The sequence below is a fragment of the Burkholderia sp. BCC0419 genome (genome assembly GCF_902830285.1).
In the GTDB taxonomy this organism is placed as follows: Bacteria; Pseudomonadota; Gammaproteobacteria; order Burkholderiales; family Burkholderiaceae; genus Burkholderia.
Window position 1 is genome coordinate 2,074,268 of the sequence record NZ_CADESR010000001.1, and the last position, 13,668, is coordinate 2,087,935.

Annotated in this window: 14 protein-coding genes; 3 read left to right on the plus strand and 11 right to left on the minus strand. The window is 67.5% G+C overall.

The genetic code is table 11. The features are described 5' to 3' along the window. The first annotated feature begins 173 nt into the window (after nucleotides 1-173). On the plus strand, nucleotides 174-1,394 hold the full coding sequence (locus HWW87_RS09250) for a CaiB/BaiF CoA-transferase family protein (RefSeq protein ID WP_175820043.1): 1,221 nt from the start codon (nucleotides 174-176) through the stop codon (nucleotides 1,392-1,394). Between the two features lie 60 nt (nucleotides 1,395-1,454). Here the strand turns inward: HWW87_RS09250 and HWW87_RS09255 are convergent, their stop codons facing one another. The 4 genes from HWW87_RS09255 to HWW87_RS09270 form a co-directional block, all read right to left on the minus strand. Next, entirely contained in the window at nucleotides 1,455-2,027 is a 573-nt protein-coding gene (locus tag HWW87_RS09255; RefSeq protein WP_244107157.1) for a hypothetical protein, read from the minus strand. Then, nucleotides 2,024-2,452, minus strand: coding sequence for a L,D-transpeptidase (locus tag HWW87_RS09260; RefSeq protein ID WP_175820044.1), 429 nt, complete (start codon nucleotides 2,450-2,452; stop codon nucleotides 2,024-2,026). Before HWW87_RS09260 ends, HWW87_RS09255 begins: the two co-directional genes overlap by 4 nt. A gap of 261 nt (nucleotides 2,453-2,713) precedes the next feature. Continuing rightward, nucleotides 2,714-3,268: an alpha/beta hydrolase gene (locus HWW87_RS09265; RefSeq protein WP_175820045.1), complete on the minus strand. Its 555-nt coding sequence runs from the start codon at nucleotides 3,266-3,268 to the stop codon at nucleotides 2,714-2,716. Between the two features lie 184 nt (nucleotides 3,269-3,452). Next, on the minus strand, nucleotides 3,453-3,662 hold the full coding sequence (locus tag HWW87_RS09270) for an ornithine acetyltransferase (RefSeq protein WP_006497729.1): 210 nt from the start codon (nucleotides 3,660-3,662) through the stop codon (nucleotides 3,453-3,455). Nucleotides 3,663-3,916: 254 nt separating this feature from the next. Here HWW87_RS09270 and HWW87_RS09275 point away from each other — a divergent pair, with 254 nt between their 5' ends. Then, on the plus strand, nucleotides 3,917-5,626 hold the full coding sequence (locus HWW87_RS09275; RefSeq protein ID WP_175820046.1) for a glutamine--tRNA ligase/YqeY domain fusion protein: 1,710 nt from the start codon (nucleotides 3,917-3,919) through the stop codon (nucleotides 5,624-5,626). 141 nt (nucleotides 5,627-5,767) lie between these two features. On the opposite strand, the gene HWW87_RS09280 is transcribed toward HWW87_RS09275, so the two are convergent. From HWW87_RS09280 to HWW87_RS09290, 3 genes are all read right to left on the minus strand, one after another. After that, nucleotides 5,768-6,238 carry an NUDIX hydrolase gene (locus HWW87_RS09280; RefSeq protein ID WP_174390661.1) on the minus strand — a complete coding sequence of 157 codons (471 nt, stop codon included), beginning with the start codon at nucleotides 6,236-6,238 and terminating at the stop codon, nucleotides 5,768-5,770. A gap of 11 nt (nucleotides 6,239-6,249) precedes the next feature. Then, on the minus strand, nucleotides 6,250-6,636 hold the full coding sequence (locus HWW87_RS09285) for a hypothetical protein (RefSeq protein ID WP_175820047.1): 387 nt from the start codon (nucleotides 6,634-6,636) through the stop codon (nucleotides 6,250-6,252). Nucleotides 6,637-6,760: 124 nt separating this feature from the next. Next, the gene (locus tag HWW87_RS09290; RefSeq protein ID WP_175820048.1) at nucleotides 6,761-8,119 is read right to left on the minus strand and encodes a cytochrome c peroxidase; all 1,359 of its coding nucleotides are present in this window, start codon (nucleotides 8,117-8,119) and stop codon (nucleotides 6,761-6,763) included. A 223-nt stretch (nucleotides 8,120-8,342) separates the two neighbouring features. On the opposite strand from HWW87_RS09290, the gene HWW87_RS09295 reads away from it, so the two are divergent. Beyond that, complete coding sequence (locus tag HWW87_RS09295; protein WP_175820049.1) at nucleotides 8,343-9,929, plus strand: acid phosphatase; 1,587 nt, start codon at nucleotides 8,343-8,345, stop codon at nucleotides 9,927-9,929. A gap of 120 nt (nucleotides 9,930-10,049) precedes the next feature. On the opposite strand, the gene HWW87_RS09300 is transcribed toward HWW87_RS09295, so the two are convergent. The 4 genes from HWW87_RS09300 to HWW87_RS09315 are packed head-to-tail and all read right to left on the minus strand — an operon-like array spanning nucleotide 10,050 to nucleotide 13,667. Beyond that, nucleotides 10,050-11,582, minus strand: coding sequence for an alginate export family protein (locus HWW87_RS09300; protein WP_175820050.1), 1,533 nt, complete (start codon nucleotides 11,580-11,582; stop codon nucleotides 10,050-10,052). Continuing rightward, nucleotides 11,579-12,277, minus strand: a complete 699-nt coding sequence (locus tag HWW87_RS09305) for a YoaK family protein (protein ID WP_175820051.1) — start codon at nucleotides 12,275-12,277, stop codon at nucleotides 11,579-11,581. The genes HWW87_RS09300 and HWW87_RS09305 overlap by 4 nt, the downstream gene beginning before the upstream one ends. Beyond that, entirely contained in the window at nucleotides 12,274-13,188 is a 915-nt protein-coding gene (locus tag HWW87_RS09310) for a glyoxalase (protein ID WP_175820052.1), read from the minus strand. The genes HWW87_RS09305 and HWW87_RS09310 overlap by 4 nt, the downstream gene beginning before the upstream one ends. 26 nt (nucleotides 13,189-13,214) lie before the next feature. Further along, nucleotides 13,215-13,667, minus strand: a complete 453-nt coding sequence (locus HWW87_RS09315; RefSeq protein ID WP_175820053.1) for a DoxX family protein — start codon at nucleotides 13,665-13,667, stop codon at nucleotides 13,215-13,217. Nucleotide 13,668: the final 1 nt, after the last annotated feature.

Genomic DNA, 13,668 nt, shown 5'->3' on the forward strand with positions numbered 1-13,668 from the left:
CCAAGCGGCAGCGGCCCGCTGCGCCGGGCGACCGGCGTGGGCGACCGGCGTGGGCGGCCGGCGTTGGCGACCGGCCTGGGCCACCCGCGCGGCCGATTCGCCTTAAGATGCTCGGCATGCCAATCGGCCGTGCCGGCCAAGGCAGGCCAGCCATGAAAGGAGACGATTCGACGATGGGTGCCCTGAGCCATATCCGCGTGCTGGACCTCACCCGCGTGCTCGCGGGCCCGTGGTGCGCGCAGACCCTTGCCGATTTCGGCGCGGACGTGATCAAGGTCGAGCGCCCCGGCGCCGGCGACGACACGCGCCACTGGGGGCCGCCGTACCTGAAGGACGCGGACGGCGCGGATACCGCCGAAGCCGCGTACTACCTCGCGGCGAACCGCAACAAGCGCTCGGTGACGATCGACATCGCGACGCCGGAGGGGCAGCAGATCGTGCGCGAGCTCGCCGCGCAGAGCGACGTCGTGCTCGAGAACTACAAGGTCGGCCAGTTGAAGAAATACGGGCTCGATTACGACTCGCTGCGCGCGGTGAAGCCCGATCTCGTCTACTGCTCGGTCACCGGCTTCGGCCAGACCGGCCCGTACGCGCATCGCGCGGGCTACGACTTCATCGTCCAGGGGACCGGCGGCTTCATGAGCATCACCGGCGAACGCGACGGCGAGCCGGGCGGCGGCCCGCAGAAGGCCGGCGTCGCGATCGCCGATCTCGCGACCGGCCTCTATTCGACGATCGCCGTGCTCGCCGCGCTCGCGCACCGCGACCGCACGGGCGAAGGCCAGTACATCGACATGGCGCTGCTCGACGTGCAGGTCGCGCTGCTCGCGAACATGAACACCAACTTCCTCGCGAGCGGCAAGCCGCCGGTGCGCTGGGGCAACGCGCATCCGAACATCGTGCCGTACCAGACGTTCCAGACGAGCGACGGCTGGATCATCGTCGCGGTCGGCAACGACGGGCAGTTCCGCAAGTTCGTCGAGGCCGGCGGGCGGCCCGAGCTGGCCGACGACGAGCGCTTCGCGACGAACCCGTCGCGCGTGCGTCACCGCGACACGCTGGTGCCGATCCTCGCGGAGATGGTGAAGGCGCGCGAGAAGGCCGACTGGATCGGCGCGCTCGAAGCGGCCGGCGTGCCGTGCGGGCCGATCAACGATCTCGACGAGGTGTTCGACAACGAGCAGGTGGTCGCGCGCGGAATGCAGGTATCGCTGCCGCATCCGTGCGGCGCGGACGTGAAGCTCGTGCGCAACCCGATCCGGATGAGCGCGACGCCGCCCGACGCGCGCACGGCCCCGCCGCTGCTCGGCGCGCAGACGGAAGACGTGCTGCGCGACATGCTCGGCTACGACGACGAGCGGATCGCGGCGTTGAAGGCGAAACAGGCGATTTGAGCGCGCGTGACACCCGGCCCGACTGCCCACGTAAGCAGCGTCGGCCGGGTATATCGGGGGTCAGCGCTGCGCAAGCGTGTCGCAACCGCCCGCAAGCAGTGCGAGCGCGGCACGCGCGGCCGGATCGACGACGATTGCGCGACCACCCGCGCCCGGCAGGCCGGCGACTGCCACCGTATCCGTATCGGCCGCCCCCCTGAATACCAATGTCGGAAGCGGTTCGGAGGCGATACGATCACGCATTTCCAGCGTGCCGAGCGGCGCCGGGAACGCCGTCGCGAGCTCGGCGCCGGACACGCTACCGCGCGCGATCAGCGTGGTGAGCGGCGCGAGCCGGTCGGCCAGCCCAGGTGGCGCGACACACTGCCGGGAAGCACGGCCATCGGCAAACGTGACGCGCACGGAGAACGGCGCCGCCGGCTGCACGCGATGCGCGTTCACGCTCAGCGTCTCCGCGGTGTAGACAAACGACATCAGCTCATCCGGCTGCACGCTGAGTATTTCGGTACCCGGCACGATCAGCGCGGGACTGCCGGCGCTTCCGACCATGCTTCGCCAAGCCAATCCGACGAGCACGGCGACGAACACCACGCCAGCCGCGCGTACGACCCAGCCTGTTGCCGCGCGCGTCATGACACCTGCACCATGGTTCCGACCGGCGTCCATTCGTACAGTTGCCGCGCATCGGCTTCGCTCAGCCGCACACATCCATGCGAGCCGAACCGGTCACTCACCGAATTGCGAGCCAGCCGCACGACGCCGAGCGGCATCGGTCCGTGGTATTGATGAAAAGCCTTGCCATCCGTGGTGAAGAACATTGCATAGTCCATCTGCACGTTATACATGCGACTGCGATAAGGGTGATGCTTGCGGAGGATTCTGAACGTGCCCCGATCGGTCGGGTGCTCACGGTCGCCTGTCACGCAGTCGAAGCGGAGCACGCAAACGCGCCCCTCGTACGCTTCCACGCATTGCCGTGACAGATCAACCTGAATCCGTTTCGTCGCGGCTCCGTTCTTTTCTTTGGTGCGGTCGGATCGTGCGGGCTGGACTGGCATGGAGGCTTTCCGTCTGTTCGAATTGCCCGCCAGACTACCTACTACCAACTTCAAGCGATATGGGACACGTCAGAAATTCGGAGCGCTATCCAACGGCAGATGGCCTGCCGCCGCGCACGCCCACCAAGCGATGAGCCCGGATGGTGCGACGTGCTTCGGGGCCTTCCGATGCGCACGGCTCCGCCGCTGCTCGGCTACAACGACGAACGGATCGCGGCGTTGAAGGCGAAGCAGACGATCTGACGGTCCTGCACGACACGGTCAACCTGCGACCGCCAGCCCATCGAGCCAGCCGCGCGCTTGCGGCCAGTCGCCGAGCCCGCTGTCCGCGTTGATGTGGCCGCGCGGGCCGAGGTCATGGAACGTGCTGCCCCACGCGTTCGCGCAGCCGCGTGCGAACGCGAGCGAACCGTACGGATCGTCGCTGCTCGCGACGACGCAGGTCGGAAACGGCAACCGCTCGTGCGGCACCGGGCCGAAGCCGTGCGCGTCGGCCGGAAACGCCGGCCCGGCCGGATCAGGCAGCGCAACCAGCAGCGCGCCGCGCACTTTCGCGAGCGCGGCCGGCCGCGCATAGCGGGTCGCCCACCATGCGGCGGTCAGCGTGCCGAGGCTGTGGCCGGCGATCAGCACCGGCCCGCGCGCGGCTTCGACCGCTCGGTCGAGCGCGAGACACCAGCCGTTGCGAAACGCGCGGCTCCAGTCGGGCATCGCGACCCGCGAGAAGCGCGCATCGGCGCGCTCCCAGCGGCTCTGCCAGTGGAACGGACCGGAGTTGCCGTAGCCCGGCAGCACAAATACGAGGGGGTCGCTCATGAAAGGATTCGTCGACGAATGAAGTCGTTATGTGGCGTCGACGAAGTGTCGCACACCCGTTCCTCCCTGATGTTGCCTGTCGAAAAACGGAAGGGGTGTGCGGGCGGGCCGTTACGCGTACGCAACGGCATCACGCCCGGCCGGCGATCGCGCGGGCACCGAGGCCCGCACGCGCCGGCGTGAATCAGCGCACGCCGGCGCCGACCAGGCCGCCTGCCGCCGCGCCGGCCACCGTGCCGACCGGGCCGCCCGTGATCAGGTAGCCGAGCGCGCCGCCCGCAGCCGCGCCGATACCGGCATTGCGCTGCGTATGCGTCATCGCGCATGCGCCGAGTTGCGACAGGGCCGCGACGATCACCGCGGTACGAACGAGAAAAGTGGTCTTCTTCATCATGATTATTGGCTTCCTCCCGCCACGCAAAAATTGCGAATGGCGGCATTGAATCGGTGAAGCCATCATAGGAAAAGCCGAACGGCGCCGGCAATCCGATTTACGTCGTGTTACAGCCGACACACACTCGATATATTGCGGTACGCATCGCGAACGGACCGCGCCCGACGGGCAGGCCGCGCGGGACGGACCCCGGTCAGGTAGAATTACAGGATTAAACCGGCGCGACGCGCCGACACAACCCTGACGCCAACCGCATGAGCACCGAACGCAACGACGCCCCCGCGGCTTCCAATTTCATCCGCAACATCATCGACGACGACAACCGCACCGGCAAATGGGGCGGGCGCGTCGAGACGCGCTTCCCGCCCGAGCCGAACGGCTATCTGCACATCGGCCACGCGAAGAGCATCTGCCTGAACTTCAGCGTCGCGCGCGACTACGGCGGCGTGTGCCACCTGCGCTTCGACGACACGAACCCGGAAAAGGAAAGCGTCGAATACGTCGACTCGATCGTCGACGCGGTGCGCTGGCTCGGCTTCGACTGGCGCAAGGACGCGGTCGATCATCAGTATTTCGCGAGCGATTACTACGACAAGCTGTACGAATTCGCCGAGCTGCTGATCCAGCGCGGCAAGGCGTACGTCGACAGCCAGAGCGCCGACGAAATGCGCGCGAGCCGCGGCTCGCTGACCGAAGGCGGCAAGCCGTCGCCGTTCCGCGACCGCTCGCCCGAGGAAAACCTCGACCTGTTCCGCCGCATGAAGGCCGGCGAGTTCAAGGAAGGCGAACACGTGCTGCGCGCGAAGATCGACATGGCTTCGCCGAACATGAACATGCGCGACCCGGTGATCTACCGGATCCGCTACGCGCACCACTACCGCACCGGCGACGCATGGTGCGTGTATCCGATGTACGACTACACGCACTGCATCTCGGATGCGCTCGAAGGCATCACGCATTCGCTGTGCACGCTCGAGTTCGAGGATCACCGCCCGCTGTACGACTGGGTGCTGAACGAACTCGCGGAAGCCGGCGTGTTCGCGCGTCCGCTGCCGCAACAGATCGAATTCTCGCGGCTGAACCTCACGTACGCGATCACCAGCAAGCGCAAGCTGCTGCAACTCGTCACCGAAGGCCACGTCGACGGCTGGGACGACCCGCGGATGCCGACGATCGTCGGCGTGCGCCGCCGCGGCTTCACGCCGGAAAGCATCCACCTGTTCTGCGAGCGGATCGGCGTGACGAAGATCGATTCGTGGATCGACATGAGCATCTTCGAAGGCGCACTGCGCGACGACCTCGACGACAAGGCCGCGCGTACGGTCGCGGTGCTCGATCCGCTGAAGCTCGTGATCGACAACTATCCGGAAGACCTCGAGGAAGCCTGCACGGCGCCCGTGCATCCGCACCATCCGGACCGCGGCGTGCGCACGTTCCCGATCTCGCGCGAACTGTGGATCGAGCGCGAGGATTTCGTCGAGAATCCGCCGAAGGGCTATTTCCGCCTGTTCCCGGGCAACAAGGTGCGCCTGCGCTACGGCTACGTGATCGAATGCACGGGCTTCGACAAGGACGCCGACGGCAACGTGACGGCCGTGCACTGCAACTACTTCCCGGACAGCAAGTCGGGCACCGAAGGCGCGAACACGTACAAGGTCAAGGGCAACATCCACTGGGTCAGCGCGAAGCACGCGCAGCCGGCCGAAGTGCGGATCTACGATCGCCTGTTCAAGGAGCCGCACCCGGACGCGGGCGGCGCGAACTTCCTCGAAGCGCTGAACCCCGATTCGAAGAAGATCGTGCAGGCGTACGTCGAGCCGGGCAACGGCGACGTCGCGCCGGAAACGCGCCTGCAGTTCGAGCGCCACGGCTACTTTGTTGCAGACCGTGTCGATTCGAAGCCGGGCAAGCCGGTGTTCAACCGGATCGTCGGGCTGCGCGACAGCTGGGGCAAGCCGGCCTGACGGCCTGCTCCGCGCGGGTAGCGTGCGGCGTCGCAAGCAAGCCGCCGCTGCCTGACCATTGAAAAAACCGGCTCCAGGGCCGGTTTTTTCATGGGCGCGCGCCGAAGAACGGCAGGCGACAGCGGAAGCCGCGGCACCTGTTCACGCGCCCGACAACCGCCGATGCAGCTCCACCAGCGACAGCTTCGTGCGAAACAGCCGCGCGAGACTGCGGCTCGCATAGGTGTCGATGTCGGCCGGCACGGTCCAGCGGTACGCATCCATCTCGGGAATCATCGAACCGTCGCGACGGCTCGGAAACAGCGACGTACACGTGCAGTGCGCGGGATCGATCTCGCCTTCGGCCACCTGCACCGCGAACAGGTGCAGGTCCTTGTCGTGCCGGTACGCGAAGCGGCCGAGATCGAGCAACCGTGCCGGCGCGAACTCGATGCCGGTTTCTTCCAGCAGTTCGCGCAGCGCGGCGTCGGCCGGCGTCTCGCCCGGTTCGCCCTGCCCCTTCGGGATATCCCAGTGCGTGGTGTCCGTCGCGTGCGCGAGGAACACGCGGCCGGCCGCATCGAGGATCACGACGCCGCACGACACCGTGCGCGGCGCGCCGCCCCGCTTCATCACGCGCGTGCTCAGCGCTTCTGCAGTTGCCACTTGCCCGCGGCCGTCTTGCAGTAGACGGGCTTGAGCGTCATCGTCTGACCCTTCGCGGTGATTTCGGTCGCGACTTCGCGGCAGGTCTTGCCGTCGGTCTCGGTCGTGCTCGGCGTGAGCTTCGCGTCGATCTGCGTGCCGCGGCCGCTGCTCTGCCACGTCGTGGTTTCGCCGTCCTTGCCTTCGTCGCGCGCCTGCACGACCGCCTTGGAGAGCGACGCGCGATCGGTCTTGCTGAAATAGCTGATCGGCGTGTCGTTCAGGAAGTTCAGGTTGTTCTGTGCATGGGCGGGCAGCATCGCGGCTGCGCACGCGGCGCCGGCCAGCACACGCGTGACGATGGAAAGGGATGCACGCATCGACATGTTTTTCTCCTTGGATGTTCGATCGAACGGCGCGGCGCATGCCGGCGAACCGGCGGCCGGCGCTCCGGCACGCGCCACGCCCGTCAGCGAGCGAGCATAGCATGCGTGCCGCAAGGAACGTCTTCTAGCGCGCGGCCGACGTGGCCGACCTGGCCGCCGGTTGATATCCGTCAGTCAGCGTGCCGAGGAACGCGATCACGTCCTTGATCTCGGCCGCGTTCAGCGCCGGCGCGTCGCCGCGCTTGCGGTCGAACGGCGGCTCGCGGTTGATGTTCGGCCAGTAGCGCTTCGGCAAATCGTCGTAGATCTGCACCTTGCCGTGCACGACCGGGTAGAACTTCTCCGGATGGATGTCGCGCTCGACGTAGAAGCGCATCACGTCCTCGAGCGAGTGATACACGCCGTTGTGGAAGAACGTCTTGCGCAGCGCGACGTTGCGCAGCGACGGCGTGCGGAACAGCCCGCAGAATTCGTCGCGCCCCTTCAGGTCGGTGCGCTCGGGGCCGCATGCGCCGAGATCGTAAAAGCGCGGGTCGCGATTGACGGGCAGCGCGCGGTTGCGCGGCACCGCGACCGCGATCAGCCCGAAATCGCTGAACTGCGGCGGGCCGCCTTCGAGCGTGCGCTGGCTGATGTGGCAGCTCGCGCAGTTGCCCTTCTTCTCGTCGTTGAACAACTGCAGCCCGTGCAACTCCGCGGGCGTGAGCTGCGCGTGGCCGGCCAGATACGCGTCGTACTTGCTCGTGTACGGATCGAACAGCGCCGGCTGCTGCTGGAATGCGTCGAGCGCGCGCAGCACCGCATTGAACGTCGCCTGGTCGTCGCCGAGCACCGGGTCGCCGAACGCCTTGCGGAACGCGTCGACATACGGTGCGGCGCGAACCGCCTTCGCGACCCTTGCGGGCGAGCTGCTCATCTCGAACGGCGACGTGAGCGGAATGCGCGCCTGCGCATCGCGCGTATCGACGCGACCGTCCCACGTCAGCCCGCCGGTCGGACCCGCGTCGATGCTTTCGTCACCTTCGTCCGGCGAATCGTGGAAGTGCTCGCTGAACGGCGGGATGCCGCGCAGGTACTTCAGCGACGGTACCGCGCGAAAGCCGGTACGGTGCATGTCGTCGCCGCCCAGCTGCACCGACAGCGCGTTCGGCGGCCCGAACGCATGCTCGGCGCTATGGCACGACGCGCAAGCGAGCTTGCCGGACCCGGACAGCGACGGATCGAAGAACAGCTGCTTGCCGAGTGCCGTCATCTGCTTCACGCCCTCGAACACCTGCGCGCGCGTCTGCGGCTGGCTGGCCGGCGCGACCGCCGGGGCGGCCGGTGCGGCCTGGGCCGCCGGTACGACGGACGCGGCCGACGCCGTCGTGCCGGGCTGCGCATCGCAACCGGCGAGCGCCGCGAGCGCGCCGACCATCGCGAGCGTCGCCGCGGCGGGAATCAGCGATCGCGCGGACGCGAAGGATTTCAAAAGGGTGTGCATCGTCGTTGTTCTAGTAGCGGTGGGCAATCGGCCGGAGCTTATGTCAGTTCCGTGACCGTTGAATGACGTTCGACCGACAGTCAATTGAAAGCGGCCCTACACCCGGCTGTCAAATCGGTTCCAGATAATGCGCGCAGCCGGGCGGTACCGCGAGGTTCGTGCGTCGGCCCTCCCGCCACCCGGTTCCCACACGCGACCAACGACGAATGAGAGAGAACATCGCATGAAGAAGCACGCCTGGATTCGTTACACGCCGATCGCCCTTGCGGCCGCGCTCAGCCTGACCGCCTGCGGCGGCGACGACGTCACGCAGCAGGGCCTGTCGGCCGTCAAGAACGTCGTCGTGATCTACGCGGAAAACCGCAGCTTCGACAACCTGTACGGCAACTTCCCGGGCGCGAACGGTCTGCAGAACGCGACGGCCGCGAACTCGGTGCAGAAGGATCGCGACGGCTCGACGATGGCGACGCTGCCGAAGATCTGGGGCGGCCTGACCGCGACCGGCATCACGCCGGCGGTGACCGAGGCGATGACGGCGAACCTGCCGAACACGCCGTTCGCGATCGACGATCCGAAAGGCTTCAACCAGTCGATGAGCATCGCGACGCGCGACATCGTGCACCGCTTCTACCAGGACCAGATGCAGATCAACGGCGGCAAGAACGACATGTACGCCGCATGGACCGACGCGGGCGGCCTGACGATGGGCCACTACACGGCCGATCCGGCGAAGCTGCCGCTGTGGAAGATCGCGCAGCAGTACGTGCTCGCGGACAACTTCTTCATGGGCGCGTTCGGCGGTTCGTTCCTGAACCACCAGTACCTGATCTGCGCGTGCGCACCGTACTACGCGAACGCCGACAAGAGCCCGGCGGCCGGCAAGATCGCAGTCCTGAACGCCGACGGCAAGTCGCTGAAGGTCGCGACGAACTCGCCGGCTTCCGCGCTGAGCGGCCCGCCGAAGTTCGTCAACGACGGCGCGCTCACGCCTGATTTCTACGGCATCAACACGATGCAGCCGGCGTATCAGCCGAGCGGCAACAAGGCAGCCACGGGCGGCGACCCGCTGCTCGCCGACCCGGCCAATCCGTCGACGATGCCGCCGCAGACGGCGACCAACATCGGCGACCTGATGACCAACGCGGGCGTGTCGTGGGCATGGTATGGCGGCGCATGGGGCCAGGCGCTGCAGGCGAGCCAGAACGGCACGTCGAACGTGATCTACGGCGCCGACCTGTCGACGCCGAACTTCCAGCCGCACCACCAGCCGTTCAACTACTTCGCGAACCAGGCGCCGGGCACCGCCAACCGTGCGCAGCACCTGCTCGACGGCGGCGCGAACGGCGCCGAGTTCATCAAGGCGATCGACGCGGGCACGCTGCCGCAGGTCGCGTTCTACAAGCCGCAAGGCAACCTGAACGAGCACCCGGGCTACACGGACGTGACATCCGGCGACCAGCACATCGCCGACGTGATCGCGCACCTGCAGGCCAGCCCGCAGTGGAAGAACATGGTCGTGGTCGTCACGTACGACGAAAACGGCGGCTTCTGGGATCATGCGACGCCGCCGAATGCCGATCGCTGGGGCCCGGGCACGCGCATTCCGGCGCTGATCGTGTCGCCGTATGCGAAGAAGGGCTTCGTCGACCACACGCAGTACGACACGGGCTCGATCCTGCGCTTCATCACGCGCCGCTTCTCGCTGCCGCGCCTCGCGGGCCTGCAGCAGCGCGACGACGCGCTGAAGGCGAACGGCGCGCAGCCGATGGGCGACCTGACGAACGCGCTCGCGCTGTCGCCCAACCTGTAACGGCATCGCCATCACCGCGAACGGGCCGGCCGAGCTGCCGGCCCGGACGAACGAAGGGCAGCCCCGCAGTTCACGGGGCTGCCCTTTTTCACGCCGCGTGCGGGTGGCCGCGCGCCGCCGTCACCAGCCGTACTTCAGCTCGACGCCGACGTAATCCGCGTTGTGCCCGCCCGCCTGCCGGATCGCGTCGCCGACCTGGAAATGCACGGCCTCGATCGCGCCGATCAGGTTCGCGGCGATCGTCCAGTCCGCGCGCAACTGCACGTACATGCCCGTCCACAACCCGCCCTTGCCTGCCGTGCCCGGCACCGGGATGTTCGGCTGCTGATAGACGGCGTCGCCGGTCGTCTCGCGCCACTGGAAACCCAGCGCGCCGAGCAGCGACAGGTTCGCCGTCGGCTTCAGCGTCACGGACGGCTTCACGTGAATCAGGTTCGCGTAACTCGTATAGCCGGCCAGCGTGAAGTAATAGCCGTTCGGAAACAGCGGATTGAAGGTGCCGACGCGGCCGTCGTGCGGATGGCGGTCGCCCGATGCCGCATCGACCTGCAGCGCGATGCGCGGCGACCACGGCGCATCGAGCTTGTAGCCGGCGATCGAGCCGACCGCCCATGCGCGGATCGTGTTGTTGCCCACGGTGCCGGTCTGCAGCATCGTTTCGAGATCCCAGTCGAAGCGGCCCTGCGTGCCCGTGTAGCGCACATCCCACACGTCGCGATGCTCGGGGCCGCTCGCATCGAGGAAACGCGCGTTGTTGCGGTTGTAGCGCGACCAATAGCCCGACAGGTCGCCCGGCCCGACCGACTGCCGCTCGAAGCGCACGCCGCTGAACGTGAGATCACGATTCGACACGTCGTCGAAATCGGACGCGTTGCGGTTCTGCACCGGCTGCGTCGCATAGCCGATGAAGCGCCACTTGCCGTATTCGTAATCGGCCCACACCGCATCGAACGCCAGCCGCACGTTCGGGCCGTCGCGCGCGGCGATGAAGCGCTGCAGGTCGAACGCCATCTCCTGACGGCCGACGCGGAACTTGACCGTGCCGCCGCCGAGCGCGCCCGTGTATGTCGCGAACGCCTGTTCGAGATCGAGCGGGTTCCTGTCGACCGGCGACACCGTGTTCTTGCCGAACGCGCGTGCGTCCTGCAATTGCGCGAAGAACTGCCAGTGCGGGCCGAGATGCGCATCGGCGTGCACTTCGACGCGCTGGATCAGGTACGTGTCCGATTGCGCGGAGCCGATGCCGAACAGCGGCGCGTCGTTGGTCTCCAGGCGTTCGCGCAGGTTCACGCCGAGTGATAGATAGGATGACGGATCGTCGCCGAGCCGCACGTATTTCAACGCGTCGAACGGCTTGCGCGGCACGCACGGATTCGCGAGCACCGACCAGTCTTCCTGCCAGCGGTTGAACAGCACCGTCGGCCGCTTGGCGGTGCACGTCGAGGCGGTGGTGGCTGCGGACGTCGAGGCCGGCGTCGAAGCCGATGACGCGGTCGACGCCGGCGTCGGTTCTTGCGTCGGAGTCGAGGCCGACGCATCTGCCGTTTCCGCGAACGCAGCGTCGGCGCCCGCGAACATCAGCCCCGCGACGACCGACACGCGCGCGGCCCGCTCGAAGCGGCGGCCGTGGCGCCGCCTCCGTCGCTCGATCATGCGCGCTCCTGCGTGGTCGTACCGGACGCTTGCGCCGCGCACAGCGCAAGCGTCGCGAGCGCACCGACGGGAACCAGCAGCGCCAGGAATCCGACGTAGCGGAACCCGAGCGCACCGCACGCCGCGCCGAGCGCGAACGCGACGATCGCCGGCAGCATCTTCGCGAAGCGTGCGCGCGCGGTGGCGCGCACGCTGTCCGCCGTACCGGGCGACAGCATGTCGACGGCATCCAGGATCGCCTGCGTGACGTTGCCGGTCATCACCGTATTCGGTACGCCGCCCGCGCGCGCGATCACGCGCGGATGCGCGTTCTGCACGCCCATCGCGAACGTGCCGACGATGCCGGCCACCAGCGCCGCCAGGCTGTCGGGCTGCGTGACGGGCGTCGCCCACACGCCGGCCGCGCAGAAGCCGAGCAGCAGCACGGCCTGCACCGTGTGCAGCACACGCGTGCCCTGCCAGGCGGGCCGCGCGGCCATCGACCGCGCGATCAGGCTGCTCGCGATCACGCCGCACACGAATGCGGGAAACACGCTGAGCTTCAGCACGACGCCCTGGCCGAAGCCCGCGATGCCCGCGCCGATCAGCACGAAGTTGCCGGTCACGTGCGCGGTGAACAGCCCGAACAGCGCGACGAAGCTCAGCGTGTCGACGAAGCCGGCCACCGCGGCTAGGATTGTGTCCTCGTGCTTCATCGCGCCGCGCTCGCGTGGATCTCGGCGACGTAGCCGCCCGGGAACTGCACGAGCGCCGCGTCGCGGCCATCCGACTTGAACGGCGGCACGAGCACGGTCACGCCCGCGGCTTCGGCCTGCTTCAGCATCGCGGTGAGATCGGATACTTCGTAGCCCGTCATTTCGCGCCCGAACGGGTAAGGCAGATGGCCGTCGGTCACCAGCACGGTCATCTTGCCGAAGCCCGATTCGATGCGAATGCGGCGGTAGGTATCGTCCGGCCGGCCGATCTCGACGCCCGGCGCCTTCAGGTTGTCGGACACCACCTTGCCTTTCGAGAACTTGACGAAATCGTGCACGAACTTGCGTACGCTTTGCGGCGACACGTACACGCGATTCTCGGGGATGGTCTGCAGCGCGTCGTAATGCGGCGCCTGGGTATGCCAGTAGAGCTGCATGTTCACGCCGCCCGCCCACGTGACGATCGCGTCGCGGCCGATCGGATCGGGAAACGTGTCGACGATCACGTCGGCACCGTGCTCGCGCGCGGACTTCACGGCGACGTCCATGTCGGTCACGAGATAGCCGGTGCGCTCCGCGCAGAACGGATACGGGATCGGCGTCTTGAAACCGAATACCGAGATCGTGCCGACCGGCGTCAGCACGAGTTGCGACATCGTCTGGCTCGGCGTCGGTGTAACCTGGAACACGCCCTGCTTCGACTTCTTGCCGCCGAACGTCGCGACGAAACTGTCGGTGAAGCGATCGAAGTCTTCGGGTGCGACGCACACGTGGGTCGTGTCGTACTGTGGACCGACCGCCACCGTCGGCGCGACTGCCGGCGGCACCGGCGGTTTCGCGAACGCCGTCGGCGCGCAGGCAAGGCCGCCCGCGAGCATCGCGGCGAGCAGCACGGAACGAACAGATTTCATCACAGGATTTCCTGGTTGTTGCATCGTCATCGAATGGAACGGCCATCATCGGCCGGTTGCCGCGCATCGTCGAGCACGGTCGCGAGCACGAGTGCCGCGATCAGCCCAAGATGCTCGAAAAAGCTGTTGAGCGCCATGAAATGTTCGGCGCCCGAACGGTTCCAGAAATCGTTCGCCACGCCCATCGCGACCAGCGTCAGCATGCCGAGGCTGCCGGCGCCGAGCCACGTGAAGCGGCGAAACACCACGCACAGCGAGCCGGCGATCTCGACCGCGATCGCGAACACCGCCCACAGCGCGGCCGGATGCAGGCCGAAATGCGCCTGCTCCGCGACCGCGCCGTTGAAGTCGAGCGCCTTCGCGACGCCGCCGAGCAGATAGGCGGACACCAGCGCGAGGCGCGCGAGCGGCAGGACCCACGGCTGCGACAGCAGCACGCGGATCCACGCGGGGTTGCCGTAAGCGATGCGCGTCGCCATG

Coding starts and splice junctions, on each gene's coding strand:
- HWW87_RS09250 (WP_175820043.1), top strand. CDS start 174: ATGGGTGCCCTGAGCCATATCCGCGTGCTGGACCTCACCCGCGTGCTC.
- HWW87_RS09255 (WP_244107157.1), bottom strand. CDS start 2,027: ATGACGCGCGCGGCAACAGGCTGGGTCGTACGCGCGGCTGGCGTGGTG.
- HWW87_RS09260 (WP_175820044.1), bottom strand. CDS start 2,452: ATGCCAGTCCAGCCCGCACGATCCGACCGCACCAAAGAAAAGAACGGA.
- HWW87_RS09265 (WP_175820045.1), bottom strand. CDS start 3,268: ATGAGCGACCCCCTCGTATTTGTGCTGCCGGGCTACGGCAACTCCGGT.
- HWW87_RS09270 (WP_006497729.1), bottom strand. CDS start 3,662: ATGATGAAGAAGACCACTTTTCTCGTTCGTACCGCGGTGATCGTCGCG.
- HWW87_RS09275 (WP_175820046.1), top strand. CDS start 3,917: ATGAGCACCGAACGCAACGACGCCCCCGCGGCTTCCAATTTCATCCGC.
- HWW87_RS09280 (WP_174390661.1), bottom strand. CDS start 6,238: ATGAAGCGGGGCGGCGCGCCGCGCACGGTGTCGTGCGGCGTCGTGATC.
- HWW87_RS09285 (WP_175820047.1), bottom strand. CDS start 6,636: ATGTCGATGCGTGCATCCCTTTCCATCGTCACGCGTGTGCTGGCCGGC.
- HWW87_RS09290 (WP_175820048.1), bottom strand. CDS start 8,119: ATGCACACCCTTTTGAAATCCTTCGCGTCCGCGCGATCGCTGATTCCC.
- HWW87_RS09295 (WP_175820049.1), top strand. CDS start 8,343: ATGAAGAAGCACGCCTGGATTCGTTACACGCCGATCGCCCTTGCGGCC.
- HWW87_RS09300 (WP_175820050.1), bottom strand. CDS start 11,582: ATGATCGAGCGACGGAGGCGGCGCCACGGCCGCCGCTTCGAGCGGGCC.
- HWW87_RS09305 (WP_175820051.1), bottom strand. CDS start 12,277: ATGAAGCACGAGGACACAATCCTAGCCGCGGTGGCCGGCTTCGTCGAC.
- HWW87_RS09310 (WP_175820052.1), bottom strand. CDS start 13,188: ATGAAATCTGTTCGTTCCGTGCTGCTCGCCGCGATGCTCGCGGGCGGC.
- HWW87_RS09315 (WP_175820053.1), bottom strand. CDS start 13,667: ATGGCGACGCGCATCGCTTACGGCAACCCCGCGTGGATCCGCGTGCTG.